Annotated in this window: 21 protein-coding genes and 1 pseudogene; 8 read left to right on the forward strand and 14 right to left on the reverse strand. The window is 68.7% G+C overall.

Features of this window, described 5'->3' with window-relative positions:
• The first annotated feature begins 56 nt into the window (after positions 1 to 56).
• The 3 genes from OG252_RS46445 to OG252_RS46455 all read left to right on the forward strand — a co-directional run bounded on the left by OG252_RS46445 (position 57) and on the right by OG252_RS46455 (position 3,501).
• A complete protein-coding gene (locus OG252_RS46445; RefSeq protein WP_329344029.1) occupies positions 57 to 1,196 on the forward strand; it encodes an XdhC family protein in 1,140 nt (379 codons plus the stop codon).
• Positions 1,197 to 1,315: 119 nt separating this feature from the next.
• Entirely contained in the window at positions 1,316 to 2,161 is an 846-nt protein-coding gene (locus OG252_RS46450) for an SDR family oxidoreductase (protein ID WP_329344031.1), read from the forward strand.
• Between the two features lie 260 nt (positions 2,162 to 2,421).
• Positions 2,422 to 3,501: a PQQ-dependent sugar dehydrogenase gene (locus OG252_RS46455; RefSeq protein ID WP_266448902.1), complete on the forward strand. Its 1,080-nt coding sequence runs from the start codon at positions 2,422 to 2,424 to the stop codon at positions 3,499 to 3,501.
• A 454-nt stretch (positions 3,502 to 3,955) separates the two neighbouring features.
• On the opposite strand, the gene OG252_RS46460 is transcribed toward OG252_RS46455, so the two are convergent.
• The 7 genes from OG252_RS46460 to OG252_RS46490 all read right to left on the reverse strand — a co-directional run bounded on the left by OG252_RS46460 (position 3,956) and on the right by OG252_RS46490 (position 12,256).
• Positions 3,956 to 5,182 carry an aldo/keto reductase gene (locus OG252_RS46460; RefSeq protein ID WP_329344033.1) on the reverse strand — a complete coding sequence of 409 codons (1,227 nt, stop codon included), beginning with the start codon at positions 5,180 to 5,182 and terminating at the stop codon, positions 3,956 to 3,958.
• 357 nt (positions 5,183 to 5,539) lie between these two features.
• Entirely contained in the window at positions 5,540 to 6,238 is a 699-nt protein-coding gene (locus tag OG252_RS46465; protein WP_329344035.1) for a flavodoxin, read from the reverse strand.
• A gap of 68 nt (positions 6,239 to 6,306) precedes the next feature.
• Positions 6,307 to 7,581: an FAD-binding oxidoreductase gene (locus OG252_RS46470; protein ID WP_266445444.1), complete on the reverse strand. Its 1,275-nt coding sequence runs from the start codon at positions 7,579 to 7,581 to the stop codon at positions 6,307 to 6,309.
• A 432-nt stretch (positions 7,582 to 8,013) separates the two neighbouring features.
• Complete coding sequence (locus OG252_RS46475) at positions 8,014 to 8,412, reverse strand: hypothetical protein (protein ID WP_266445447.1); 399 nt, start codon at positions 8,410 to 8,412, stop codon at positions 8,014 to 8,016.
• An 850-nt stretch (positions 8,413 to 9,262) separates the two neighbouring features.
• Complete coding sequence (locus tag OG252_RS46480; RefSeq protein ID WP_266445449.1) at positions 9,263 to 10,249, reverse strand: aldo/keto reductase; 987 nt, start codon at positions 10,247 to 10,249, stop codon at positions 9,263 to 9,265.
• 61 nt (positions 10,250 to 10,310) lie between these two features.
• Positions 10,311 to 11,270 (reverse strand): aldo/keto reductase, encoded by a 960-nt coding sequence (locus tag OG252_RS46485; RefSeq protein ID WP_266445452.1) that lies wholly within the window; start codon positions 11,268 to 11,270, stop codon positions 10,311 to 10,313.
• Positions 11,271 to 11,350: 80 nt separating this feature from the next.
• Positions 11,351 to 12,256: a helix-turn-helix transcriptional regulator gene (locus tag OG252_RS46490; protein WP_329344039.1), complete on the reverse strand. Its 906-nt coding sequence runs from the start codon at positions 12,254 to 12,256 to the stop codon at positions 11,351 to 11,353.
• A 258-nt stretch (positions 12,257 to 12,514) separates the two neighbouring features.
• Here OG252_RS46490 and OG252_RS46495 point away from each other — a divergent pair.
• Positions 12,515 to 13,561: pseudogene (locus OG252_RS46495) on the forward strand (NAD(P)-dependent alcohol dehydrogenase).
• Positions 13,562 to 13,582: 21 nt separating this feature from the next.
• Here the strand turns inward: OG252_RS46495 and OG252_RS46500 are convergent.
• From OG252_RS46500 to OG252_RS46530, 7 genes are all read right to left on the reverse strand, one after another.
• Complete coding sequence (locus tag OG252_RS46500) at positions 13,583 to 14,569, reverse strand: quinone oxidoreductase family protein (protein WP_329344041.1); 987 nt, start codon at positions 14,567 to 14,569, stop codon at positions 13,583 to 13,585.
• 25 nt (positions 14,570 to 14,594) lie between these two features.
• Positions 14,595 to 15,014, reverse strand: a complete 420-nt coding sequence (locus tag OG252_RS46505; RefSeq protein ID WP_329344043.1) for a (R)-mandelonitrile lyase — start codon at positions 15,012 to 15,014, stop codon at positions 14,595 to 14,597.
• Between the two features lie 40 nt (positions 15,015 to 15,054).
• The gene (locus OG252_RS46510) at positions 15,055 to 15,897 is read right to left on the reverse strand and encodes an SDR family oxidoreductase (RefSeq protein WP_329344045.1); all 843 of its coding nucleotides are present in this window, start codon (positions 15,895 to 15,897) and stop codon (positions 15,055 to 15,057) included.
• Between the two features lie 157 nt (positions 15,898 to 16,054).
• A complete protein-coding gene (locus OG252_RS46515) occupies positions 16,055 to 17,098 on the reverse strand; it encodes an NAD(P)-dependent alcohol dehydrogenase (RefSeq protein WP_329344047.1) in 1,044 nt (347 codons plus the stop codon).
• Positions 17,041 to 18,039: an SDR family oxidoreductase gene (locus OG252_RS46520; protein ID WP_329344049.1), complete on the reverse strand. Its 999-nt coding sequence runs from the start codon at positions 18,037 to 18,039 to the stop codon at positions 17,041 to 17,043. Before OG252_RS46520 ends, OG252_RS46515 begins: the two co-directional genes overlap by 58 nt.
• Positions 18,036 to 18,917: a carboxymuconolactone decarboxylase family protein gene (locus OG252_RS46525; RefSeq protein ID WP_266445473.1), complete on the reverse strand. Its 882-nt coding sequence runs from the start codon at positions 18,915 to 18,917 to the stop codon at positions 18,036 to 18,038. The genes OG252_RS46520 and OG252_RS46525 overlap by 4 nt, the downstream gene beginning before the upstream one ends.
• 448 nt (positions 18,918 to 19,365) lie before the next feature.
• A complete protein-coding gene (locus OG252_RS46530) occupies positions 19,366 to 20,025 on the reverse strand; it encodes an SDR family NAD(P)-dependent oxidoreductase (RefSeq protein ID WP_266445476.1) in 660 nt (219 codons plus the stop codon).
• A gap of 187 nt (positions 20,026 to 20,212) precedes the next feature.
• Here OG252_RS46530 and OG252_RS46535 point away from each other — a divergent pair, with 187 nt between their 5' ends.
• From OG252_RS46535 to OG252_RS46550, 4 genes are all read left to right on the forward strand, one after another.
• Positions 20,213 to 21,109 (forward strand): helix-turn-helix transcriptional regulator, encoded by an 897-nt coding sequence (locus tag OG252_RS46535; RefSeq protein ID WP_266445479.1) that lies wholly within the window; start codon positions 20,213 to 20,215, stop codon positions 21,107 to 21,109.
• Positions 21,110 to 21,388: 279 nt separating this feature from the next.
• Complete coding sequence (locus OG252_RS46540) at positions 21,389 to 22,372, forward strand: aldo/keto reductase (protein ID WP_329344051.1); 984 nt, start codon at positions 21,389 to 21,391, stop codon at positions 22,370 to 22,372.
• 33 nt (positions 22,373 to 22,405) lie between these two features.
• A complete protein-coding gene (locus OG252_RS46545) occupies positions 22,406 to 23,374 on the forward strand; it encodes an aldo/keto reductase (RefSeq protein ID WP_329344053.1) in 969 nt (322 codons plus the stop codon).
• 52 nt (positions 23,375 to 23,426) lie between these two features.
• On the forward strand, positions 23,427 to 24,236 hold the full coding sequence (locus OG252_RS46550) for an alpha/beta fold hydrolase (RefSeq protein ID WP_329344055.1): 810 nt from the start codon (positions 23,427 to 23,429) through the stop codon (positions 24,234 to 24,236).
• Positions 24,237 to 24,315 lie beyond the last annotated feature (79 nt).

The following is a 24,315-nucleotide window of genomic DNA, read 5'->3' on the forward strand; positions in this document are numbered from 1 at the left end:
CCCCCACGGCGTGTGGTGGCGGCCCTCCCGATCCGTCGTCCCTCACGGAGACCCTCATGCTGAACATCGCGGACACGCTGTACGACTGGTGCCGCGAGGCGCGTCCCTTCGCCCTCGCCACCGTCGTCCAGGTCAGCGGCAGCGCACCCCTGCCGCCCGGCACCGCGCTCGCCGTGAACGCGGACGGCAATGCGGTCGGCAGCATCTCCGGAGGCTGCGTGGAGGGAGCCGTCTACGAACTGTGCCGCGAGGTCCTGGCCGACTCCGGCGCCCCCGCACGGGCCCGTTTCGGCTACTCCGACGACGACGCCTTCGCCGTGGGTCTGACCTGCGGTGGCGAGATCGACGTGCTGGTGCAGCGGGTGGAGCCGGCCGACCGGCTCCACCTCGCCGTCGCCCTCGACGAGGTACGGCGGGGTCGGCCCGCGGCCGTGGCGCAGGTGGTGGACGGGCCGGCCGAACTCCTCGGCCGCAGCCTGTGCGTTCTCGGCGACGGAAGCGCGTACGACGGAACCCTCGGCGGCGCGCGAGAGGACAGGGCAGTCGCGGCGCAGGCCCGCGCCCTGCTCCGGGCGGGACGCACCGGACTGGTCGAGGTGGGTGGGGACGCCGACACCTGCCCCGAACGGCTGTCCCTCCTCGTCCACACCCGCGCGCCCCGCCCCCGCATGCTGATCTTCGGCGCCGTCGACTTCGCCGCCGCCCTCAGCCAGGCCGGAGCCTTCCTCGGCTACCGGGTCACTGTCTGCGACGCCCGTCCCGTCTTCGCGACGCCCGGTCGCTTCCCGTGCGCCGACGAGGTGGTCGTCGACTGGCCGCACCGTTACCTGGCCGGCACCGAGGTGGACGCCCGTACCGCCGTATGCGTGCTCACCCATGACGCCAAGTTCGACGTACCGCTCCTGCGCCTGGCCCTGAGCCTGCCCGTGGGTTACGTGGGCGCGATGGGCTCGCGGCGTACCCACGACCACCGCCTGGGCCTGCTGCGGGAGGCGGGCGTTACGGAGACGCACCTGGCCCGTCTCCACTCACCGATCGGCCTGGACCTCGGTGCCCGCACCCCCGAGGAGACGGCCGTCTCCATCACCGCGGAGATCATCGCCCATGCCCACCAGGGCACCGGTCTGCCTCTCTCCCAAGGCACCGGGCCCATCCACGAGCCCATGGTTCCGAAGGGTGCCCTGGCAGGTCACTGAACACCGCTCCAGGGCACAGCCCGGTCTGCCACATCGCGGCACCGCGGAGCAGGCTGAATGCTCGGAGGAGATCACTTCCTCGGCAAGCCCCTTCTTTTTCGATCACAGGAGACATGACGATGGACAAGGACGTAGCGGTCATCATCGGCGCGGGCGGCATCGGCCTGGCGATCGCCCGTCGTGTGGGCATCGGCCGCATCGTGCTGCTCGCCGACTACAGCGAGAAGGCACTGGGCGTCGCCGCCGAGCAGCTTCGCGGCGCGGGCTACGACGTGTCGACCCACGTCGTCGACGTGTCCCAGCCCGACGCGGTCGCCGCCCTCGCCGACACGGCCGCGGAGCTGGGCCCCGTCACTCAGGTCGTGCACAGCGCCGGCGTCTCGCCCGTACAGGGCACCACGGAGCAGGTCCTGCACGTCGACCTGCTCGGCACCGCGCTGGTCCTCGACGAGTTCGCCCGCGTCATCGCGCCCGGCGGCGCCGGTGTCGTCATCTCCAGCATGGCCGGCCACATGGCGGGCGCCTACCCGTACGACACCGAGCACGCGCTGGCGAGCACCCCCGTCTCCGAGCTGCTCGCCCTGCCCTTCCTGGCCCCCGAGAAGGTCGGCGACTCCGGCGCCGCCTACGCCCTGTCCAAGCGGGGCAACGCGCTGCGCGTGCAGGCCGCCGCCGTCGAGTGGGGCAGGCACGGCGCCCGCATCAACTGCATCAGCCCCGGCATCATCTCCACCCCCCTGGCCCAGGACGAGATGTCCGGCCCCGGCGCCGAGGGATACCGCCAGATGATCGAGACGTCGGCCGCCGGACGCATCGGCACTCCCGACGACGTCGCCGAGGCGGCGGCCTTCCTGCTCGGGCAGCAGGCCGGCTTCATCACCGGGTCCGACCTCCTGGCCGACGGCGGTGTGATCGCGGCTCTTCGGGCCGCGCAGGCGTGGCCCGTGGGCCGGGCGCAGAGCTGACGCCAAGGGCTCCGCCGGAAACGCGTGAGGGCCCGTCGTTCGTCTGCGGCATCGTCGTGGCTGGTCGCGCTCACGCGGCGGAGCCGCATATTGATACAGCCCCGCGCCCCTTTGGGGCGCTGCCGAACCGTGGTCGCCAGGCGCCCACTGTCCCACCGCCCCTGAACGCTGCCACCATCCGCACCATCGAGAGGAACCCCGCCGTGCCCCGTCCCACTCCGAAAACGCCCTGGGCCGCGGCCTGCGCCGCCGCCGTCCTGATGCTCGGGGGCTGCACATCGGGGAGTTCGGGCGGCGCGGAGGAGCCCGCGTCGTCCGCCGGAACGGACAACGCGGGCTCGGGCTCCTCGCGCGTACGAGTCCTACGGACCGTGACGCAGGAACTGAACACCCCGTGGGGCATGGCCCCGCTGCCGGACGGCGACCTGCTGGTCTCCTCCCGCGACGACGGCACGATCACCCGCATCGACGCGGACAACGGCCGGAAGACCGAGGCCGGCACCGTGCAGGGAGCGCAGGACCTGCCCGGAGAGGGCGGCCTGCTCGGGCTCGCCGTCTCCCCGGACTTCGCCTCCGACCGCCTGGTGTACGCCTACCTCACGACCACCTCGGACAACCGCATCGTCCGCATGCGGTACGACACCTCGCGCCCACAAGGCGAGCAACTGGGCAGCCCGGAAACGGTGCTGGAGGGAATCCCCACCGGGACGTACCACAACGGCGGTCGGATCACCTTCGGCCCGGACGGCATGCTCTACGCCGGCACCGGCGAGACGTGGGACAAGCCGATCGCCCAGGACCGGGACTCGCTCGGCGGCAAGATCCTGCGCATGACCCCCGAGGGTCGGCCCGCCCCCGGCAACCCCGAGCCCGACTCGCTCGTGTACTCCTCCGGCCACCGCAACCCGCAGGGACTGGCCTTCGACGACGACGGGCAGTTGTGGGCGTCGGAGTTCGGCCAGGACACCTGGGACGAGCTGAACCTGATCCGGCCCGGCCGCAACTACGGCTGGCCGGAGGTCGAGGGCACGAGCGACCGGGCGGGCTTCACCAATCCAGTGGCGCAGTGGACTCCCGCCGAGGCCTCACCCAGCGGCATCGCCTACGCCGAGGGCGCCATCTGGATGGCGAGCCTGCGGGGCGAGCGCCTGTGGCGCATCCCGCTGGACGGCGCCAGGGTCGCGGGCGAGCCGTCAGCCGCGCTGGAGGGCTCCTACGGCAGGCTGCGCACGGTGGTCGCGGCGGGCGGCGACAGGCTGTGGCTGGTCACCAGCAACACGGACGGCAAGGGCACGCCGGAGGACAGCGACGACCGGATCCTGCTGCTCCAGGTGTCCTGACGGCACACCATGGCGGGCACGTCGGGTCCGCCCCTACCACCGGCCGGCATCGCGGGGGCCTCCTCGGACCAGGAGGCCCCCGCGATGCCGGCCGCGACGGTGGTTCTCCAGAGCTTCGCGGGGGCTGGACGAACATCACCGGCGGGAACAGTGCTCTCGGTACACAGCGAGGAACGCCAACGCACTCCACCGGGATCAACTCCCGGCACGTTTCCCGGACATCCGGCCCGACCGTGTCCCCGGCTCATTCCCCCGCATGCCTGCAAGACCGGCGCCGACTCCACCGGACCGGGGCCAGAAGCCGAGATTTTCAGCAGCCGTCCAGGGCGCCTGCCGTGCGACACGACACGAATTCCGGCAGACACCACCCGTCCCCGGCCGGAACACCCCGTAGTTGTACGGGAGTTCGGCCGGGGACGGAGGACGCTGTGCTCTGTTCGTTTTGTGTGGCCGGTCAGCGGGGCGGTGCTTCGACGCCCGTCAGCGCGAGGCCCGCCGGCGAGAGCCGGGCACCGTGGATGGTGATGCTCGCGACGGCGGCGTTCAGTTCCTGGAGTTCGTCGGGGCTGAACCTGACTTCTTCGGCGCCGATGTTCTCCAGGAGGTGGGACAGCCTGGTGGTGCTGGGTATCGGCACGATCCACGGCTTCTGGGCCAGCAGCCAGGCGAGGTCGATCTGGGCGGGCGTGGAGCCCTTGCGTACGGCCCAGTCCTGGAGCAGCTGCACCAGTGGCATGTTGGCGGCCATGTTGTCCCGGCTGTTGCGGGGCGTCGCGGTCCGGCGGTCTCCCTCCGTGAACCGGGTGTACGGATTGATCGTGCCGGTCGTGAAGCCCGTGCCCAGGGGCGAGAAGCACACGAAGCCGATGCCGAGTTCCTCGCAGAGCGGCAGGACTTGCTCCTCGGGCCCGCGCCACAGTGTGGAGTACTCGTTCTGGATCGCGGTGAGCGGCAGGACCGCGTGGGCCCGGCGGATGGTCCCCAGGCCCGGCTCGGACAGGCCCCAATGCAGCACCTTGCCCTGGGCGATGAGGTCCTTCACTGTGTCCGCGACGTCCTCGATCGGGACGGTGGGATCCACCCGGTGCTGGTAGAGCAGGTCGATGTGGTCCGTCCGCAGGCGCTTCAGGATGCCGTCGACGACTTGCCGGATGTGGTCGGGACGGCTGTTCAGGCCAGTGTTCGCTCCGGTGTCCGGGTCGATGTTCCAGCCGAACTTGGACGCGATCACCACGTCGTCGCGGACGGTCCGGAGGGCTTCGCCGAGGATCCGTTCCGACTCGAACGGCCCGTACGCCTCGGCCGTGTCGAAGAACGTCACCCCCTGGTCGAAGGCTGTCCGAACGAGGGCGACCATGTCCTTGCGGCTGGTGACGGGGCCGTAGAGGTTGCCCGGCATGGTCTGGGTGCCGAGGCCGATGCCGGAGACCTTCAGGGACGCGGGCCCGGACCCGAGCCGGCGGTGACCAGTCTGCGTGATGGCTGCGGTCACCGGGTTGCGACGGCCGACGGGGCCCTTGGCGCCGGTCGCGGACGATGCGGTGTGCGCCTGTGCCAGTGTGGCCGGCGCGGCCACCACCGAGGTGGCTGCCAGCCCGGCCGCACCCATCAGGAAGCCGCGACGGCCGCGACGGCTGCGGTCGGTCGAGTTGCCGTTCGGCGTGCTGTCCTGTTCATGCATGCGTTACATCCCTCATGTTCGTCGGTTGGGAGCACCCTCGGTGCGTCACCGCGTCACCGCGTCACCGCGTCACAGTCGGCGGCGAAGAAGCAGACCGCGTCGGAATGAGCACCTGGGCACTTCGTCCGGAGGCATCGGCCCACCACGTCCGTGAATTCGGACGACGTTCCGGCTCGTCCGGTGAGGGGCGCGTCCTGTGGTGCCGATGCTGCCGGGCGGTCAGTAAAACTCAAGCAGAGCGCTCGCCGGGGTGGGAGGCCGTGCTGTTCCACGCCGTGCCAGTGCCCCCCAAAAAACCGGGCAAAGATCCCTTTTGGCCGGGCTCGGCCCGGACCGCGGGACCGCAACTGGCGGGCGTCATGAAATCCCGAGACTGTCGAGCCAATCGCTCACCTCCGCCTCTGCATTGTCCATATCGTCTCGCGAGATCGTGAACGCATTGCTGATCACAGTGGAATCAGCAAGCTTTTCGGTGACGATTTCGACAGTTCCCGACAGGCGGCTTCCGCCATGGGTGGTGAAGAGAATGATGTTCTTTTTGCTGAAATTGTGCTGTTCAAGGAAGGTGTGCATCGGCATCGGCAGGCTGTACCACCAGATCGGATAGCCGATGAATACGGTGTCATATTCTTCAAGGTTCGGTGTCAGGGCTTTGAGTTTCGGCCTTTCGTCGTCTTCCTGCTGTTTTAGTGCGAGATCTGACAGTGTTTTGTGATCGAGGGGCAACTCTTCCGCTGTCTCTATGCGGAATACCTCGGCTCCCGTTCTCTCCCCGATGATTTGAGCGACGTGCTGGGTGTTACCGAGAACCTTGCCATTAACGACATGAGTGCTGTTCCGCTCGTTCTCCGTCATGTTGTTCGGGTCATCGGTTTCCGGCATCGAAAAATAGGCGACCAAAGTGCGTGACTTATCCAGCGGAGGGGGCGTTTTCGAGGAATTTGAATCGGAAAGTGCCTCGCCTGCCCCTCTTGCTATCGAACAGCCTGCAGTGCCGCCTCCTGCAAGTGCGACGGTTGCCAGTGCGAGAAATTTCCGGCGCGTGGTGCTTGTCATCTCAGTGAACTCTATTTCGTCGGCGATGGTCGATGTCCTGGGGCCATGTGAAACTGTGGTCGCACCGTCTACATGGTGAGGCGTTCGTGGTGTATTCGCCGTGCAGAGACTCCAATACGCCGCAACATACGCTGGTTCGCCAACACGGCGGGGTTCGGACCCACAATGAAGAACGCGCCCTTCGCAACTGCCTCCGCAGACAGCGTGCTGGCGAGATCTTCACGGCGGAACCGGCCGACACTGATGGTGACCTGCATACGGTTTCCGGACGCCGCCCGGTACTCCTCGATCACGTCACGGTAATAGGCGTCTTCCGGGCTACGGACGGCCCACAGCAGGTGAATCTTCCGCGTGGTGTGGTGAGCTGCTGCCAGGCTGAGCAGCGGCGCAACGCCCGCGCCCATCCCGACGAGCACGAGAGGAGCTTCGCGGTCCCGCCCCTGGACGATCGATTCGAAGCGGCCAAACGGGCCCTCCAGGCGGACTCGGGTTCCCACTTCGACATTGTCGAGGCGGCGGGTGAAGTCTCCGTGCTGCCGAATCGTGAAGGCCAGGGTCTTCTGGTTGTCGTCCGTCACTGAGAAGGGGTGCCATTCCCTGCTCACAGAAGAAGACCCCTCGAAGCTGAGGAAGAAGAAGTCACCCGGCTGCAGGGCCGCCGCTTTGCTGTCGAGGCCCACCGACACCCTGCGAGTCGCCCCACCGCGCGGGTCATTGCTGGTGACTTTGCCCATCAGATACGTGTCGGGCGCGATCCATTTCTTCCAGACATAAATACCGAACGCCACCACTGTGTACAGATCGAAAAGCACCATGAACGCGAAGTACTGGTTCACTCTCACGAGCAGGTGGGCGTGCAGCCAGATCATCGCCACGATCACCAGGTTGAGTCGGTGAATCCACACGGAGAGCCGGCGGCGGAGGAAGGTCTCCAGGAGTCCCTTGATCCTCAGCAGCAGTCTCGACCTGTCGACGAACCACCCGCTCATGAAGAACATCGAGTAGCACAGCACTGCGAGCGCCCCATAGAACCCCCAATCTCCCAGAATGCGGGCCAGGTGGCTCGGCGAGTAGGAGTTGTCGCGGTGTATATAGGCCGCGGCGATGGCCAGTATGCCGAGTGCCCCATGCAGGCCGTAGATGGCCGGAAGTCCCACGAAACGGTGCAGCCAGACCGGTCTCACGCTAAGCACAATGGACAACAGCCACCACGTATAGGCGATCAGACCGAGGAACACATAGAACTTCAGGAGGTCGGGTTCCGTGGCCACGAAATCATAGGTGAGAATCAGTGGGAGCGGAAAAACCACCGCGAAGCTCCAGAACAGCAGCTTACGTAGCATCGTCACGACTCCACCCGGGCTGTCCGGTCCGACTCGCTCGACCGTTGTCCGACCTCGGACGTTCTGGCGTCGCCCACGAGGGAAACTCCTTGACTGCCCGTCTCTCGCACATTTTGTAGGTTGAAGTAGATGAGTGTCGCCATAGTCAGGGCAGCAACAATGATCAGGGCGATCGTTTTATAATTCGGGTTCACGCGCGAGCCATTTTCGGCGAGGGCGGCTTTGAGGTCTTACTCATTGAGTACTCTTCCTGTTTCCATTGCGTGGATTTCCCGGCGGCACTCTCGTTGCGACGGAACGGGCGTCGTACCACCGAATACATCCAGTGCGAGCGCAACGCGCAGGGCGCGACGGCCCCACGTCGAAGAACCCGGTGAGCGTGGTGTGGCTGAGTGGGTGGGGCAGGGAGCAGGCTCGGTCCGTGGACCGAACTCAGCAGCGGAGCAACTGGAGTGATGCGAGTGAGCCGGTGGCTGGGGATCTCGACGCGAGGTGCGATGCCGTGAGGCCACCTGGAGGCAGTGCAGCGCGTTCGTTCCGCCAGGCACCGGCAGCGGCGCGATCCGTGTCGGGTTCCACGGCGTGGCGACGGTCACGGCCCGCGGTCCAGGACTTCAGGCCCGCGATCTGCCCGACGTCTCCGCAGGGGGCGAACTCGTCGGTGCGTTCGCCGTCGGCGACGACCACGTCCGTCGACGGCTCCAGGGGCGCCGCGGCAGGGCCGTAGGCGGCATGCCCAGACCCGCCGGGCACCATCACACCGAGGAACTGCAGACCTACGAGGAGAGCGGCCAGAGCGAGCACGAACCGGGGTGTCCTGTCTCGCGGCATGCTCCTCCTTCCGGCCGTTCTCGTGTCATTCGACTGTTGTCGGGGAAGCGGGGAAAGACCTCCCCCTTTGCAGCGCTCCGGGAATCCGCGGTGGCAAAGGCTGTACGCCGTCGAGTGTCTGTACCGGTCCCACGACCCTTGTGCGCCACCGGCGGAGGGTCCGCCATACACAGCGCATCAACCACGAGCGCACGGGAGTTCCACGTTCGTCACCCACCTTGCCCGAAGGGCTCACCACACGGCAGGCCGTGCTGTGCCAGGGAGCGCTGATCAGGGCACTGACAGGGCACCCGACATGCCGCCCAGGCAGATCACTTGTCTGCTATAGGCGGGCCGACCACGTGGGAGGCTCGGGCCACGAGATGAGAGCACCGCAGCACGCCCGGGCGCGGTCGGAGCCGGCCGGGGACATCAGCAGGAAGAGCCGCGGGGTCGGTGCCGGCCGCAGGAACGAGGCGGTGGCCGCGGGTCCTCACGTAAGAACCTGTCCGTTGGCGGGCGATGTTCGACCAGCTCATGGCCCGGATCGCCGGCCGGTTCGGGTGGGTTGAGTTCCGGGTGACGCGCCTGCCTGCTCGGGTCGGTGTGGGGTGTCGAGCGCAAGAATTACCGGTGGCCGGCCGCACCCGGCCCTGGCCGAGGCGGAGCCTGCAGGGCTATGCCCGGTCGGGACGCGGATGCCGTCCGAGACGGCATCCGCGTCGAAGGACACCCCAACACGCCGACGATGCCCGGAGTCCCACGTCTTCGGGTTTGAGGCGTGGGCTGCGCAGGAGTGCGGGAACTCTCTCTCTGCGGCACGCCGGTCGAGTCCGCGTACCGGTTCGGTACGTCGGCTTGTGCGGACCGGTCAGGAGAAGAAGATGGGCTGGCGCGGCACGTACGGTGCTTCAAGAGCGTCGATCTCGTCGCCGGTGAGTTGGATGTCGAGCGCGGCGACGGCGTCGGCCAGGTGGTGGGGCTTGGTGGCGCCCACGATCGGGGACGAGACCACGGGGTTCGTGAGCACCCAGGCCAGCGCGATCTGTGCCATGGACACCCCGCGCTCCTCCGCGATCTTCTGTACGGCGTCGACGATGGCCTTGTCGCTGTCGAGGAAGAGCGGTCGGCCGTTCATGTCGACCTGGCGGTCCTCCTCCGACCTGCGTGTCGTGCCCTGCTCGCCCCAGGGGCGGGTCACCCTTCCTCCGGCGAGCGGGCTCCAGGGGATGCTGCCCACGCCCTGGTCGGCGAGCAGGCCGTACATCTCGCGCTCCTCCTCGCGGTGGATCACGCTGTAGTGGTCCTGCATGGACACGAACTTTGTCCAGCCGTTGGTCTCCGCGGCGTGCTGCATCTTGGCGAACTGCCACGCCCACATCGAGGAGGCGCCGATGTAGCGGGCCTTGCCCGCCTTGACCACGTCGTGCAGCGCTTCCATCGTCTCCTCGACGGGTGTCTCGGGGTCGAAGCGGTGGATCTGGTAGAGGTCGACGTAGTCGGTGTCCAGGCGTCGCAGCGATGCGTCGATCTGCTCCATGACGGCCTTGCGCGAGAGCCCCGAGCCGCCCGGCCCCTGATGCATCGGCTGGAACAGCTTGGTGGCGAGGACGATGTCGTCGCGCTGGGTGTACTTCCGTAGCGCGCGTCCGACGATCTCCTCAGAGGTGCCCATGCCGTAGATGTTGGCGGTGTCCCAGAACGTGATGCCGAGTTCGACGGTCTGCCGGAAGATCGGCTCTGCCGCCGTGTCGTCGAGCACCCATGGCATCCGTTTCGCGGGATCGCCGAAGCTCATGCAGCCGAGCGCGATACGGCTGACCTTCAGGCCCGAGGTTCCCAGACGCGTGTACTCCATGACCAACTTCCTCTGACTGATCTGTGGGACTGCTCTGTTGTCGTGTCCGGCCGATGCCGGCTCAGTAGTAGCGGCCGCCCTGCGGGGTGGGCAGGGCGTCGAGTTCGGCGAGGTCCTCGGCGCTGAGCTGGACTTCGGCCGCGCCGGCGTTGTCCAGCAGGTACTTGGGGGTTTTGGTGCCGGGGATCGGGACGACGTACTCGCCCTGGGCCAGCACCCACGCCAGCGCCACCTGAGCGGGAGTGGCACCGATGCGGTCGGCGATCTCGCGGACCTTCTCGGCGAGGGCGAAGTTGATGCGCAGGGCGTCCTGTTGGAAGCGGGCCAAGCCGCGCCGGAAGTCGTCCTGCGGCAGGTCGTCGAAGGAAGCGAACCGGCCGGTGAGGAAGCCCTTGCCGAGCGGTGAGTACGGCACGAAGGCGATGCCCTGCTCCTCGCAGTAGGGCAGCACCTCGGTCATCCAGTCCCTGGTCCACAGGGACAGTTCGGACTGCACTGCCGTGACCGGATGCACGGACTGGGCCCGCTTGATCTGCTCGACGCTCACCTCGGACAGACCGACCGCGCGGGCCTTGCCCGCCTGAACCGCCTCCGCCAGCGCGCCCACGCTCTCCTCGATCGGCACACTCGGATCGACGCGGTGCAGGTAGTAGAGGTCCACGTGGTCCGTGCCCAGGCGCCCGAGGCTCTCGTCGATCGAGCGACGGATGTGCTCCGGCCGGCCGTCGAGACCGGTGACAGCACCGTCCTTGGCCAGCACGCCGACCTTGGTGGCCAGGACCGCCCGCTCCCGGTGGCCGTCCGCCAGGGCTCGCCCGACCAACTGCTCGTTCGTGTAGGGGCCGTACACGTCGGAGGTGTCCAGCAGGGTCATCCCCAGGTCGAGGGCCTGGTGGATCACCGAGACCATCTCGGCCTCGTCGCGCGGGGTCGCCTGGTCGTAGCTGAAGCTCATGCCCATGCAGCCCAGGGCGACGACGCCGACCTGGGGTCCCTTGGTACCGAGGGTGGTGGTACGCATGCCGTTCGTCCTTTCGGTCTTCGGTGGGGTCGGACCGGTGTTCGTGCGCGGGCGACGCACCGGTCGGGATGAGTGCCGTGTCAGTCCGCGAACCCGGTGCGGGACGCTCCGGTCCTCGACGCGTGGGCCGAGTCGGACGCCGCCAGGTCGAGCAGGACCATTGCGTCGTACTCGGTGCTGCCGGGCTCGGCGTGGTACGCGACCAGCCGGTGGCCGGGTGTGCCTTCCAACTGCATGGACTGGTAGCCGAGGGTGAGGTCGCCGACGTCCGGGTGGTGGAACGTCTTGCGGCCATAGGAGTGGCCGCGGACGTCGTAGCGTTCCCACAGTTGGGCGAACTCCGGGCTCTTGAGCAGGAGTTCACCGGCGAGCCGGGTGAGGTCGGGGGCGTCCGGGTCGGTGCCCGCCAGGGCCCGCAGGCGGGCTACGCAGCCGCGGACCTGGTTGCCCCAGTCGTCGAAGAGGTCGCGGGCGGTGGGGTGGAGAAAGACGTAGCGCGCGATGTTGCGCTGTCTCGCGGGCCAGTCCTCCATCCCGGCGAGCAGTCGCAGTCCGCCCGGGTTCCAGGCCAGTACGTCGCCCGTGCGGCTGACCACGTGCGCGGGCTGGGGCCGTATGGCCTCCAGCAGGAGCTTTACTCCGGGCCGAACGGAGCGGCTGGGCGTGGTGGGCGGTTCCGGAGCGGTACGGGCGGCATTCGCGGCCAGGCTGCGCAGGTGGTCGTGTTCCGGCTCCTCCAGCCGGAGGGCGCGGGCGAGGGAGTCGACGACGGACGGGCTGGGGTGGGTCTCCTTGCCGCGCTCCAGCCGGGTGAAGTAGTCGATGCTGATCCCGGCCAGGGTGGCCAGCTCCTCGCGGCGCAGTCCAGGTGTGCGACGCGGGCCGGTACCGGGTGGCAGGCCGACCTCCTCGGGGGTCACCTGGGCCCGTCGGGCGCGTAGGTAGCGCCCCAGCTCGGTGCCGCTGCTGTGCTGCTCACGATCCATGTCTTCCGAGTGTGGGCACGACACGACTTGGGCGGAAGGCGGGTGGGGTGCCCTGTCACGGCACTGAACAGCACTCCGGGCTACAACGCGGTCTGCCACATGGCGAGCCGGAGGCGCAGGCTCGATGCTCGTGAACGTCTCCGTCCCCGGCAGCCGCGCACCGCCACGATCCAGCTCGTGGCCGCGCTCGGAACGCCACGGGGACGGACTCGGCGGCCACCCGGCTGCCCGGCACCACCCCGCCCCTTTGGAGAAACCGTGCTCACCGTCAACGCCTACGCCGCGACCTCCGCGACCGAACCGCTCGCCCCGACCACCATCGAGCGCCGCGACGTCGGCCCGCACGACGTCCTCATCGAGATCAAGTACTGCGGCATCTGTCACTCCGACATCCACTTCGTCCGAGGCAAGTGGGGCCCGCAGACCTACCCGGTCGTCCCCGGCCACGAGTTCGCCGGCATCGTCACCGAAGTCGGCTCCGAGGTCACCAAGCACGCCGTCGGCGACCGGGTCGGCGTCGGCTGCATGGTCAACTCCTGCCGTGACTGCGCGAACTGCCTCAAGGGCGAGGAGCAGTACTGCCTCAAGGGCAACACCCTCACCTACGGCGCCGTCGACAAGGACGGCACGCGCACCCAGGGCGGCTACTCCACCCACGTCGTGGTCACCGAGGACTTCGTCGTACGGATCCCCGAGGGGCTCCGGCTGGACGAGGCCGCCCCGCTGCTGTGCGCGGGCGCCACGACGTACTCGCCGCTGCGGCACTGAGGCGCGGGCCCCGGCAAGAAGGTCGCCGTGATCGGCCTGGGCGGCCTCGGCCACCTGGGCGTCAAACTCGCGCACTCGATGGGCGCCGAGGTCACCGTCCTGTCGCAGTCGCTGAAGAAGATGGACGACGGCCTGCGCCTGGGCGCGGACGCCTACTACGCCACCAGCGACCCGGAGACGTTCGAGAAGCTGGCCGGCACCTTCGACGTCATCCTGAACACCGTGAGCGGGAACCTCGACCGGGGCGCCTACATGAACCTGCTGGCCCTGGACGGTGCGTTCGTCACCCTGGGCGCCTCCTCGGAGCCGGAGATCTCGTTCCCGACGTTCGCCGTTGCGGCCAACCGCCGTGTGTTCACGTACTCGCTGATCGCCGGCATCCGCGAGACCCAGGAGATGCTCGACTTCTGCGCCGGGCACGGCATCGGTGCGGAGATCGAGGTCATCCCGGCAGAGAAGATCAACGAGGCGTACGAGCGCGTCCTCGCCTCCGACGTGCGCTACCGCTTCGTCATCGACACCTCGACGCTGGCCTGATCAGCGGGTCCTCACTGTGTGTCAGGGGACGGTGAGGACGATCTTTCCTTGGGCCTGGTGGGAGCGGAGCCGTTCGGCGGCCTGGGCGGCGGTGTCGAACGACAATGTCGTGTCGATCAGGGGCCGTACCCGTCCGTCGGTGACCGCGGGCAGCAGTTGCCGGCCGGCCGTAGCGATGACGGAGCCGAGTTCGGCGGGACGGGTGAAGCCGAACGAGACTCCCTGGACGCGCAGGTGGCGGTAGGCGAGGGCGTCCAGGTCGATGGTGGAGGCAGGCTGGTCCAGGCGGCCGATGTTGACCACGGCCCCGTCGGTGCGGGTGGCGGGCAGGCAGGCGGCGAAGGTCTGACCGCCGATGTGGTCCAGGGCCACGTCCACGCCCTCGCCGCCGGTGGCCTCCAGCACCGCCTGGAGCAGATCCTGCTCGCCGGTGGTGACGACGGTGTCGGCTCCAGTCTTCTCCAGTAGTTCCCGCTTGGCGGATGACCGGGTGGTGGCGATGATCCGGCTCGCGTTCAGGGCGCGAGAGATCTGCACGCCGATCAGGCCGATGCTGGAGGTGGCGCCGGTGATGAGCACCGACTGTCCGGCCTGGAAGCCGGCCACGGTGAGGGCGCCGTGTTCGGTCAGCAGCCCGGTGGGCAGCGCGCACGCTTCCTCGTAGCCGAGTTCGTCGGGGACGGGCAGGACGTGGCGGTGATCGGCCAGGACGTACTGGGCGAAGCTGCCTGGTGTCGTGCCCATCACGCGGCTGCCGACGGCAGGCGTCTGGACGCCGTCCCCGACGGCGGAGACCTCACCGGCGAACTCGAAGCCGGCCTGGTACTCCTTGCCGGTGCCGCCGGAGGTGGGGTCGGCGTCGGCGAGCATCGAGGCGTCCGCGTTGTTCAGCGCCACTGCGTGGGCGCGCACCACGACCTGCCCGGGACCCGGCTGGGGTACGGGGACCTGACGTGGTGTCCAGTCGGGTCCGGCACCGCCGAACAGGGCGGTCATCTTCTCGGGCATGGGCACTTCTCCTTGGCGTACGGGGTCAGTGGCTGCGGGTGCGCGGTCCGGCGTACTGCTCGTCGGTGACGTGCTCCAGCCAGGTGGTTTCGGGCCTGTCGTCGTCCGGGGCGGTGCCGTCCCACAGGGCGAGGTGCTGCATGAAGTGTTCTTCGGTGGCGCCGTGCCAGTGCTCCTCGCCGGGCGGGCAGGTCACCGTCTCGCCGGGGTGGGCCTCGTAGACGGTGCCGTCACGGGTGCCGATCAGGGCCATGCCGGCCACGACGTGGAGGGTCTGGCCGACGGCGTGGTGGTGCCAGGCGGTGCGGGCGCCGGGGGCGAAGCGGACCATGTTGGCGCGGATACGGGACGGTTCCTGGCCTGCGTGGATGACGTCGAACCAGACGTCTCCGTTGAACCAGTCCTCGGGGCCCTTGCCGGTGGGCTGGTGCTTGACGAATTCCATGAGTGTTCCTTGAGTCGTTCGGGTGGTTGGGGCCGGGTGGTCAGGCGGCGTCGTCGTGGGAGAGGCCGGTGCCCAGGGCGCGGGAGGCGCTCGCCTGGTCGGTGATTTCCTTGCCCTTGCCTTCGGCGGTGGGAATCGCGTCGTCGCCGGCGACGAACCGCAGTGGCGGCTGATCCAGGTCGATGACTTTCAGCAGGGCGTCGGCAAGCTTGGCGGGATCGCCGGCCTGCTGACCGTTCATGGACTGCCACATCTTCTTGGTCTCGGCGGTGCGCTCGGCGTAGTCGTCGAGGGACAGTTCCGCCCAGCTGGTGGAGGCGTCCACCAGCAGTTCGGTGCGGAAGAACCCGGGCTCGACGATCGTGGTGCGGATGCCGAACGGTTCCAGGTCGAAGTGCAGGGACTCCATCCAGCCCTCGACGCCGAACTTGGAGGCGGCGTAGGCGACGCAGAACTCCTGGCCGACCAGGCCGGCGATCGACGAGATGGTGACGACGTGACCGGCGCGCCGGGAGCGCATGACGGGCAGGACGGCGCGGGTGACGTTCATCGGGCCGAACAGGTTCGTCTCGATCTGCGCCCGCATCTGAGTGTCGGAGATCTCTTCGAAGTAGCCGGCCTGGAACGTGGCGGCGTTGTTGATCAGCACGTCGATACGGCCGAACTTCTCCGTGGCGGCCTCGGCCGCGGTGCGGGCGGCGTCCGGGCTTGTGATGTCCAGGGAGGTGGCAAGCAGGTTATTCGGCTCCCCGCCGAGGGCGTCGATGACCTTCTGCGTGTTGCGGGCGGTGGCCACGACCTGGTGACCGGCGTCCAGGGCCTGCCGGGCGATGTCGGTGCCCAGGCCGCGCCCGGCACCGGTGACGAAGATGACCTTGCTCATGGGGGTGCTTCCTTGTGTGCCGGCCGCGGTGGGGCCGGATGGTGGGTCGGCGGCGGTGTTCTCCTTCACGTGCGCCACGCGTTGGTGCCGCCCGGGAGGGGCGTGACGTCGTCCTAGGCCGACGACGGCCCCGGGCGACTCGGCTCACCAGAGGGGCTCAGCTCAGCGTGGCGATGTCGATGACGAACCGATAACGCACGTCGGAGGCCAGAACACGCTCGTACGCCTCGTTGATCTTCTCGGCCGGGATGATCTCGATCTCGGAACCGATGCCGTGCTCGGCGCAGAAGTCGAGCATCTCCTGCGTTTCGCGGATGCCTCCGATCAGGGAGCCGGCGAGGGCCCGCTGTCCACCGAGGAGGCCGAAGACGTTGAGCGAGACGGGTTCGGCGGGAGCGCCGACGTTGGCCATGATGCCGTCCGTGGCGAGCAGCGACAGGTAGGCGTCGAGGTCGATCCGGGCGCTGACCGTGTTCACGATGACGTCGAAGGTACCGGCGAGCTGCTCGAAGGTGGCCGGGTCGCTGGTGGCGTGGTAGTGGTCGGCGCCCAGGCGCAGCCCGTCGTCCATCTTCTTCAGCGACTGGGAGAGCACAGTGACCTCGGCGCCCATCGCGTGCGCGAGTTTGACGGCCATGTGGCCCAGCCCGCCGAGGCCTACGACGGCCACCTTCTTGCCGGGGCCCGCACCCCAGCGGCGCAGCGGTGCGTAGGTGGTGATGCCCGCGCACAGCAGTGGCGCGGCAGCGTCGAGTCCGATGTCGTCGGGGATGCGGAGGACGAAGTCCTCGGTGACGACGATGTGGGTGGCGTAGCCGCCCTGGGTGAGGCGACCGTCCTCGCCGAGGGAGCCGTAGGTGAGCGTGTTGCCCTTGAGACAGTATTGCTCCCGGCCCTTGCGGCAGTTGACGCATTCGCGGCAGGAGTCGACCATGCAGCCGACGCCGACCCGGTCGCCGACAGCGTGCTTGGTGACGTCGGAACCGACCTCACTGACGACGCCGGCGATCTCGTGGCCGGGAACCAGAGGGTAGGTCTCCTCCCGCCAGTCGCTGCGGGCATGGTGGATGTCGGAGTGGCAGATGCCGGTGTACTTGATCTCGATGAGGACATCGTGCGGGCCGACTTCGCGACGGTCGACCGTCATGGGGACGAGCGGCTCGGTCGCGGAGGTCGCTCCGTATGCGTTGACGGTGAGCATGGTTCTCCAATCGGTACCGTGCGGGTACATGACGGATGGGTGGTTCCTGTCCGGCAGTCCCGGACGAGTTGGCCCTGCCGGCGCCTGCCGCGTCGCGTGGGCCATTCCCCGGCGGGGTAGTCCGTGGACTTCGCCAGTTCCCGCTGCGACTCGAAGTCGGCGGTCCTCCTGCGCAGCACGTCGAGGGTGGAGTCCAGGGCTTGCGAGCCGAGGATCATCCGCATGGGGGCGGGCTCGACGTCGACGGATTCGATGATGCGCGCGGCCATACGCTGCGGATCGCCGGGCGCCAGCCCGTTCGCGGGGTCGAGCATCGCCTTGAAGGCGTGGGCGGGGGTGGCGTCGTACACCTCGGTGAGGTCGGCGACTCGTGCGCTGCCGTAACGGAACTCGGTGCGGGCACCACCCGGTTCGACGATCGTCATGCCGATGCCGAACGGAGCGACCTCCTGGGCCACCGACTCGACGAAGCCTTCGATGCCCCACTTGGTCGCGTGGTAAAGGGAGTTGCCGGGGAAGGCGACCTGGCCGCCGTACGAGGACAGCTGGATGACGCGTCCACCGCCCTGCGCGCGCAGATGCGGGAGGGCCGCACGGATCAGGGTGATGGATCCGGTGAGGTTGGTGGCGATGATGTGGTCCACCTGCGCGTCGGTAAGTTCCTCGGCGGCGCCGAACAGCCCGTACCCGGCGTTGGAGATGACCACGTCGACGCGACCCGCAGCGAACGCCTCGTCCACCACGGCGCGGACCGCGGTGGTGTCGGTGACGTCGAGGATCTTCACCTGGAAGGTGTCTGGATACCGCTTGCGCAGATCGGTCACCTTGTCCAGGGAGCGGACCGTGCCGGTGACGTGGTCTCCACGCTCCAGCAGCTGAGTGGTCAGGGCGTGTCCGAAGCCGCTGTTGACGCCCGTGATGAGCCAAGTGCGTGTGGTCATGCTTCTTCCTTTGGGGCCGTGGCGCCCGGGGACGGGGTGACGGCGTCGACAGCGCTCAGGGCGTTGAGGGTGCGGGGATAGCCGATGAACGGCAGCAGCCCGGTGAGAACGGCGATCAGAGTGGCGCGCGTGTTGCCCACGTTCAGGTTGGCCGCCACGTGTCCGCGTACCTGTGCGTCCGCGCCGCCGAGCGCGGCCAGCACGGCGAAGGTGAGCAGCTCGCGGGTGGGGACGTCCAGGCCCGCGCGCGTGTAGTGGTCGCCGAAACAGTTGGCGCTCAGCAGCTCCTGGACGTGCTGCTGGTCCTCGGGAGCATTGGCGTACAGGGCGTCCACCGTCGCGTCGCCGACGATCCGCTTCTGCACCGCCAGACCTTCCGCCATACGGGTGGCGGGGGTGGTCGCGGACTGGCCTTCCAGCGGCAGGCGCACACCGCGGTCGGTGAGCGTTTCGTTGGTGGCGTGCAGGAAGTCGAAGACGCGGGCCATGCCGGCGTACGGCACCGCCTGGTAGACGATCTCCTTCGCCTCCACCGGCGTGACACCGATGGTGAGGGCGGCGCCGAGCATGATCCGGTACTCCGCCACCGCGCCCACGCCGATCATCGCGGCGAGCTGCGTCATCAGCCGGGTGCGCTCGGGTAGATCGGCGGTGTGGCGCAGTACCTCGTCGAAGGCGAAGTTGTCGAAGAGCTCGATCAGCTCCGGATCGGTGACGGCGAGGGTGGAGGCGTGACCGGGGAACAGCCGCTCATGTGCCGCCGCGGCGGCTTCGTTGGGCTCGCGATGTGTCATGGCCGCCTCCAGGACCCGGTGCAGGGAGCGGATGGTCTCCGCCTGGCCGGTGCCCGAGTCGGTGTAGCCACGGGACATGCCCATCGCGCCGACCGGATCCGGGAACCCCCCAGGTCCCGCCGCTTGATGTGCTGCATCGCTTGTTTCCTCTCCTCATTCGTCTCCCCGGCGCGTCGTCACGGGCTGGACATGTGACGCGGGACCTGCCAGGCGTCAGCGCCCTCCGGCGGGTGCCCCATGTGCCCAGGCCCGACGTCCTCCAGGGTGCCCCGGTATGCCGATGACAGGCAGGCCCCGGTGTTCCGGGGAGCGGTCAGCCGTGGTGTGACAGGGCACCCCTGATCGGGCGTGCCACAGTGACGGCGGGGAATGACCGGCGTCACGGCATCCGGGCACAGCGGCGACGACGAACTGGGACGCTTCCTACCCGGAAACGGGCCACGTGCTGCCGGCCCGCCGTGGTGGAGTACGTGGTCCAGCAAGTGAAGGTGCCGACCGGAGCGGTGCCACGCCTCGGCCTTGAGGCGCGCCGTCAGGCGTAGACGAGCTCGGCCTGCCACTGGTCCTTCGGCTGGTGGTGCAGGTCGAGGTAGGCCGCAGCCAGGACGTCGGGAGCGAAGCGCGGGTCCTCGCCGCCGATGTTGCCGGCAACCGTGACGGTGGAGACGTGCACGCCCGAGCCGTGCTGGTCGGCGTGGAGGGCATGGACGTAGGCGCGCAAAGCAGCCTTGCCCGCCGACATCGTGGTGTATTCGGGCGAGGGGTGGAGGGCGAAACCGCCGCCGGTGAAGAGCAGACTGCCCCGGCCGTCCCGCAGGAGAGGAAGGACCGTCCGGGTGGCGACCACGGCCCCGGTGACATTCACCGCGAGAGCCTGCGCCCATGCTGCGGCGTCCAGCCCCGTGGGGGTGTCAGCCTGCATTACGGCTGCGTTGTAGACGAGGACCTCCGGCGCGCCGAGGCCGTCCACCGCCCGGCCGAGCGCGGTCCGCAGATCTTCGGGGTCCCCCGCATCGGCCCGGTACGCGGCCGCCACAAAGCCCTGGCCGGTCAGCTCCGCCGCCTGCTTCCCGAGGCGGTCCTCGTCGCGGCCGAAGAGCGCGACCGGATGACCGTCCCGTGCGAAAGCCTCCGCGAGCGCCAGGCCGAGGCCGGGGCCGACACCGACGATGAGGGCGGTTCCTTTGCTCATAACTCGCTCTTCTCCAGATGTTCTGCCGTCCCGCGGACAGCGGTGATCCAAGTCATGCATGCGGCGGATGTCCGCGCATGCGGTGCTCCATCCATGCAACAGGCAGAGCGGTCGATGAGGGAGAGCCTGCTGATCCAGGTACTGACAGGGCACCCCAGCCCGTTGGCAAGGGACCTAACCTCGAAGAATGGACAGGCGCCAAGAGATCCGTGAATTCCTGACCTCTCGCAGGGCCAGGATCACGCCCGAGCAAGCGGGGCTGCCCGTCTACGGCAAGGACTCCCGGCGGGTCCCGGGCCTGCGCCGCGAAGAGGTCGCGCTCCTGGCCGGAGTCAGCGTCGACTACTACACGCGGCTGGAACGCGGCAACGCCCGCGGGGTCTCCGACAGCGTCCTGGACAACATCGCGCGAGCGCTCAAGTTCACCGAAGCCGAACGCACCCACCTCTTCGACCTGGTCCGCGCCGCGAACGCCACCGCCCGGCCGCGCCGGGCCGCCAGAGCACAGGTACGTCCCGCCGTCCAGCGCGTCCTGGACGCCCTTGCCATCCCCGCCCTCGTGTGGAACGGACGCTTCGACACCCTGGCCGCCAACCGCCTGGGGCGGGCCCTGTTCTCCCCGTTGTTCCAGGACCAGCCTCCGTCCGTCAACAACGCCAGGTTCGTCTTCCTCGACCCGCGGGCGCAGGAGTTCTTCGGCGACTGGGAGGGCGTCGCCAACGACACCGTCGCCGTACTGCGCTGGGAAGCCGGTCGCGCCCCCTATGACAAGGCACTGACCGACCTGGTCGGCGAGCTGTCCACGCGCAGCGAGTTCTTCCGCACCCGCTGGGCAGCACACAACGTGCAGCTGCACCGCAACGGCGTCAAGGAGTTCCACCACCCCGTCGTCGGCGACCTCACCCTGGCCTACGAGTCGATGTCCATCGACGCCGACACCGGCCTGACCCTCATCTCCTACAGTCCCGAACCCGGCTCGCCCTCCGAAGACGCGCTCCAACTCCTCGCCACCTGGGCAGCGACCATCGACCGCGAGCAGGCTGCCCATCCGGCGCCCGAGCCCGACCCACGGGAGAACCGCTGAGGTCATCGGGCGAAACCGTCACCGTCACCGGTCCGCTGCGTGGTCGGGCGGTTCGTGCCACCACTGCCCCTCGCCCGCCCACAGTGTCGCCAGCTCCCACCGATATTTCAGGACCCCAAGATCGCTGAGTGCTGCCCACGGGCGGTGCCCGTGGGGTGCCCTGGCACACCACTGAACACCGCTCCCCGGCCCAACCCGACCTGCCATCCGACGAGCGTAGCGAGCACGCTGGGGGTGAACTGAAGATCCGTTCCGAACGATCTGCGGAGCACTGGAGCCATGAAGCACATCAAGCTGGGGGACCTGGACGTCTCCCGCATCGGCCTGGGCACCATGACGATGTCCGGCGTCTACCTCAGCCCGGGGGAGACCCCGGACGACACCGAGTCCATCCGGGCCATCCACCGGGCGCTCGACCTCGGCGTCACCCTGCTCGACACCGCGGAGGCCTACGGCCCCTTCGTCAACGAAGAACTCGTCGGACGGGCCATCAAGGACCGCCGCGACCAGGTCGTCCTGTCGACGAAGTTCGGCATGTACTCGCACACCAGCGGCGGCATGGGCCACATCGACGGCACCCCGGCCAACCTCCGCACCGCGCTGGAGGGTTCCCTCAAGCGGCTCGGCACGGATCACATCGACCTCTACTACCAGCACCGCGTCGACCCGAACGCGCCCGTCGAGGAGACCGTCGGAGCCCTTGCCGACCTGGTGACCGAGGGCAAGATCCGCCACATCGGCCTGTCCGAGGCAGCGGCCGAGTCGATCCGCCGCGCCCATGCCGTGCACCCGATCGCCGCCCTGCAGTCGGAGTACTCGCTGTGGACGCGGGACGTGGAGGCGGAGATCCTGCCGCTGCTGCGGGAGCTGGGCATCGGCCTGGTGCCCTGGTCGCCGCTCGGCCACGGCTTCCTCACCGGCAAGATCCGTGCCACCGAGCACTTCCAGGCGAACGACTGGCGGGCGAACAACCCCCGCTTCACCGAGGAGAACCTCAAGCGCAACCTGCGCATCGTCGAGGAGGTCGAGGCCGTCGCCGCCGAGGTCGACGCCACTCCCGCGCAGGTGGCCCTGGCCTGGCTGCTGGCCCAGGGCGACGACATCGCCCCGATCCCCGGCACGAAGCGGGTCTCCCGCGTCGAGGAGAACACCGCCTCCGACGCCGTCGTGCTGACCGCCGAGCAGCTCGCCCGCCTGAACAACCTCGCCCCCGCCGCCGGTGACCGCCTCCACGAGGCAGGCATGCGGCTGGTCAACCGCTGACCCGGCCCGCCCGACGACCTCCGGAAGGAACACATGCGCACCACCACACTCGGCCCCGACGGACCCGAGGTCGGCGTCATCGGCCTGGGCTGCATGGGCATGAGCTTCGGCTACGACCAGGCCACCCCGCGCGACGAGGCCGAACTGATCTCAGTGATCCACCAGGCCCTCGACCTGGGGATGACCCTGCTGGACACATCCGACGTGTACGGCCCCCTCACCAACGAGCAGTTGCTCGGCCGTGCTCTCGCCAAGGGCCACCGGGAACGAGCGGTGCTGGCCACCAAGGTCGGCGCCCTCACCCGTAACGCCCAGGGCAAACCCGTACCCGGACTGAACAACCGTCCGGAGCACATCCGCCGTTCGATCGACGAGAGCCTCGGGCGCCTGGGCACGGACCACGTGGACCTCTACTACCTGCACCGCGTCGATCCGAGTGTGCCGATCGAGGAGAGCGTGGGCGCGCTGGCGGAGGCGGTTCAGGCGGGCAAGGCCCGCGCGGTCGGTCTGTCCGAGGTGAGCGTCGAGCAGATCAAGCGGGCCCAGTCCGTGCATCCGGTCACGGCAGTGCAGTCCGAACTGTCCCTGTGGACCAGGGACTGGATGACCGAGGTGCTGCCCTACTGCGAGGAGCAGGGCATCGCCTTCGTGCCGTACTCACCGCTCGGCAAGGGCTTCCTCACCGGCCGGTTCGCTTCCTTCGACGACCTGCCGCAGGACGACTTCCGGCGCGGCTTGGCCCGCTTCCAACAGGACGCCCTGCGCATCAACTTCGCCCTCGCCGAGAAGGTCCGCGAGATCGCCGACCGCATCGGTGCCACTCCCGCTCAGGTGGCGCTGGCGTGGGTGCTGGCCCAGGGCGAGTACGTCGTCCCGATCCCCGGCACCAAAACCCCCAAGTACCTGCTGGACAACGCCGGCGCGGCCGACGTGCAGCTCAGCGCCGAGGACCTCGCCGAACTCGACGCCCTGCCCACCCCGACCGGCGGCCGCTACTACTGAGCTTCCGCCATCTTGAAGATGCTGGAAAGATCCGCACCCGCACCTGCCGGACATGCGCGGAGCACACCGATCCACCGGAGGTGGAGATCATGACCGAGACGAGACCCTACGTTCCGCCCGCCCACGTCGTCGGCAGCGGCGCCCACAAGGTGATCGTGCTGCACTCGCTCTTCGCCGGACACGAGTCGTTCAGCCCCTGGTGGCCGTACCTGGACGGTACCCGCTTCAGCTACGCGTTCATGGACGCCCGAGGCTTCGGCGACGCCATCGACGTAGAGGGCTCCTACACCTGCGACGAGATCGCCTCGGACGTCCTCCTGCTCGCCGACAGCCTCGGCTGGCGCGAGTTCTCCTGATCGGGCACTCGCTCGGCGGCATGCCGGTCCAGCAGGTCGTACTCAAGGCGCCCGAGCGGGTGCGCAAGCTCGTCGGGCTCAGTCCCGCGCCCGCGAACGGTCTGAACATCCCGCAGGAGGCTTACCCCTTTCTTGCCGAGGCCGCGCACAAGGTCGAGAACCGCCGCATGGTCATCGATTCGTCCACAGGCGGCAAGCTGTCCCCGCACTGGGTCGCTTCCTGGGCCGAGCAGTCGATGAAGGCTGTCGGTCCGGACGCCTTCCGCGGCTATCTCGACTCCGTCAATACCACCGATTTCTCCGCCGAGATCACGGGTGCTCCGCTGCCCGCGCTGGTGGTGGTCGGTGAGAACGACCCGGCGACCAACGCCGACGCCATGAACCAGACCTGGATGCGGCATTACCCGAACGGACAGCTCGCGGTCGTCGGCAACGCCGGCCACCACCAGATGGTGGAGACCCCGATCGCCCTCGCGACCCTCGTCGAGAAGTTCCTCGGCGACTGACCGGAGCGAGGCGGCCTTTGACCAACCGACAGGCGGTGCGCCCCAAGACAACGGGGGCGCGCCGTCCGTTCGCGGGTCG

The sequence above is a fragment of the Streptomyces sp. NBC_01352 genome (assembly GCF_036237295.1).
Lineage (GTDB): Bacteria > Actinomycetota > Actinomycetes > Streptomycetales > Streptomycetaceae > Streptomyces > Streptomyces plumbiresistens.

Coding starts and splice junctions, on each gene's coding strand:
- OG252_RS46445 (WP_329344029.1), top strand. CDS start 57: ATGCTGAACATCGCGGACACGCTGTACGACTGGTGCCGCGAGGCGCGT.
- OG252_RS46450 (WP_329344031.1), top strand. CDS start 1,316: ATGGACAAGGACGTAGCGGTCATCATCGGCGCGGGCGGCATCGGCCTG.
- OG252_RS46455 (WP_266448902.1), top strand. CDS start 2,422: ATGCTCGGGGGCTGCACATCGGGGAGTTCGGGCGGCGCGGAGGAGCCC.
- OG252_RS46460 (WP_329344033.1), bottom strand. CDS start 5,182: ATGCATGAACAGGACAGCACGCCGAACGGCAACTCGACCGACCGCAGC.
- OG252_RS46465 (WP_329344035.1), bottom strand. CDS start 6,238: ATGACAAGCACCACGCGCCGGAAATTTCTCGCACTGGCAACCGTCGCA.
- OG252_RS46470 (WP_266445444.1), bottom strand. CDS start 7,581: ATGCTACGTAAGCTGCTGTTCTGGAGCTTCGCGGTGGTTTTTCCGCTC.
- OG252_RS46475 (WP_266445447.1), bottom strand. CDS start 8,412: ATGCCGCGAGACAGGACACCCCGGTTCGTGCTCGCTCTGGCCGCTCTC.
- OG252_RS46480 (WP_266445449.1), bottom strand. CDS start 10,249: ATGGAGTACACGCGTCTGGGAACCTCGGGCCTGAAGGTCAGCCGTATC.
- OG252_RS46485 (WP_266445452.1), bottom strand. CDS start 11,270: ATGCGTACCACCACCCTCGGTACCAAGGGACCCCAGGTCGGCGTCGTC.
- OG252_RS46490 (WP_329344039.1), bottom strand. CDS start 12,256: ATGGATCGTGAGCAGCACAGCAGCGGCACCGAGCTGGGGCGCTACCTA.
- OG252_RS46500 (WP_329344041.1), bottom strand. CDS start 14,569: ATGCCCGAGAAGATGACCGCCCTGTTCGGCGGTGCCGGACCCGACTGG.
- OG252_RS46505 (WP_329344043.1), bottom strand. CDS start 15,014: ATGGAATTCGTCAAGCACCAGCCCACCGGCAAGGGCCCCGAGGACTGG.
- OG252_RS46510 (WP_329344045.1), bottom strand. CDS start 15,897: ATGAGCAAGGTCATCTTCGTCACCGGTGCCGGGCGCGGCCTGGGCACC.
- OG252_RS46515 (WP_329344047.1), bottom strand. CDS start 17,098: ATGCTCACCGTCAACGCATACGGAGCGACCTCCGCGACCGAGCCGCTC.
- OG252_RS46520 (WP_329344049.1), bottom strand. CDS start 18,039: ATGACCACACGCACTTGGCTCATCACGGGCGTCAACAGCGGCTTCGGA.
- OG252_RS46525 (WP_266445473.1), bottom strand. CDS start 18,917: ATGGGCATGTCCCGTGGCTACACCGACTCGGGCACCGGCCAGGCGGAG.
- OG252_RS46530 (WP_266445476.1), bottom strand. CDS start 20,025: ATGAGCAAAGGAACCGCCCTCATCGTCGGTGTCGGCCCCGGCCTCGGC.
- OG252_RS46535 (WP_266445479.1), top strand. CDS start 20,213: ATGGACAGGCGCCAAGAGATCCGTGAATTCCTGACCTCTCGCAGGGCC.
- OG252_RS46540 (WP_329344051.1), top strand. CDS start 21,389: ATGAAGCACATCAAGCTGGGGGACCTGGACGTCTCCCGCATCGGCCTG.
- OG252_RS46545 (WP_329344053.1), top strand. CDS start 22,406: ATGCGCACCACCACACTCGGCCCCGACGGACCCGAGGTCGGCGTCATC.
- OG252_RS46550 (WP_329344055.1), top strand. CDS start 23,427: ATGCGCGGAGCACACCGATCCACCGGAGGTGGAGATCATGACCGAGAC.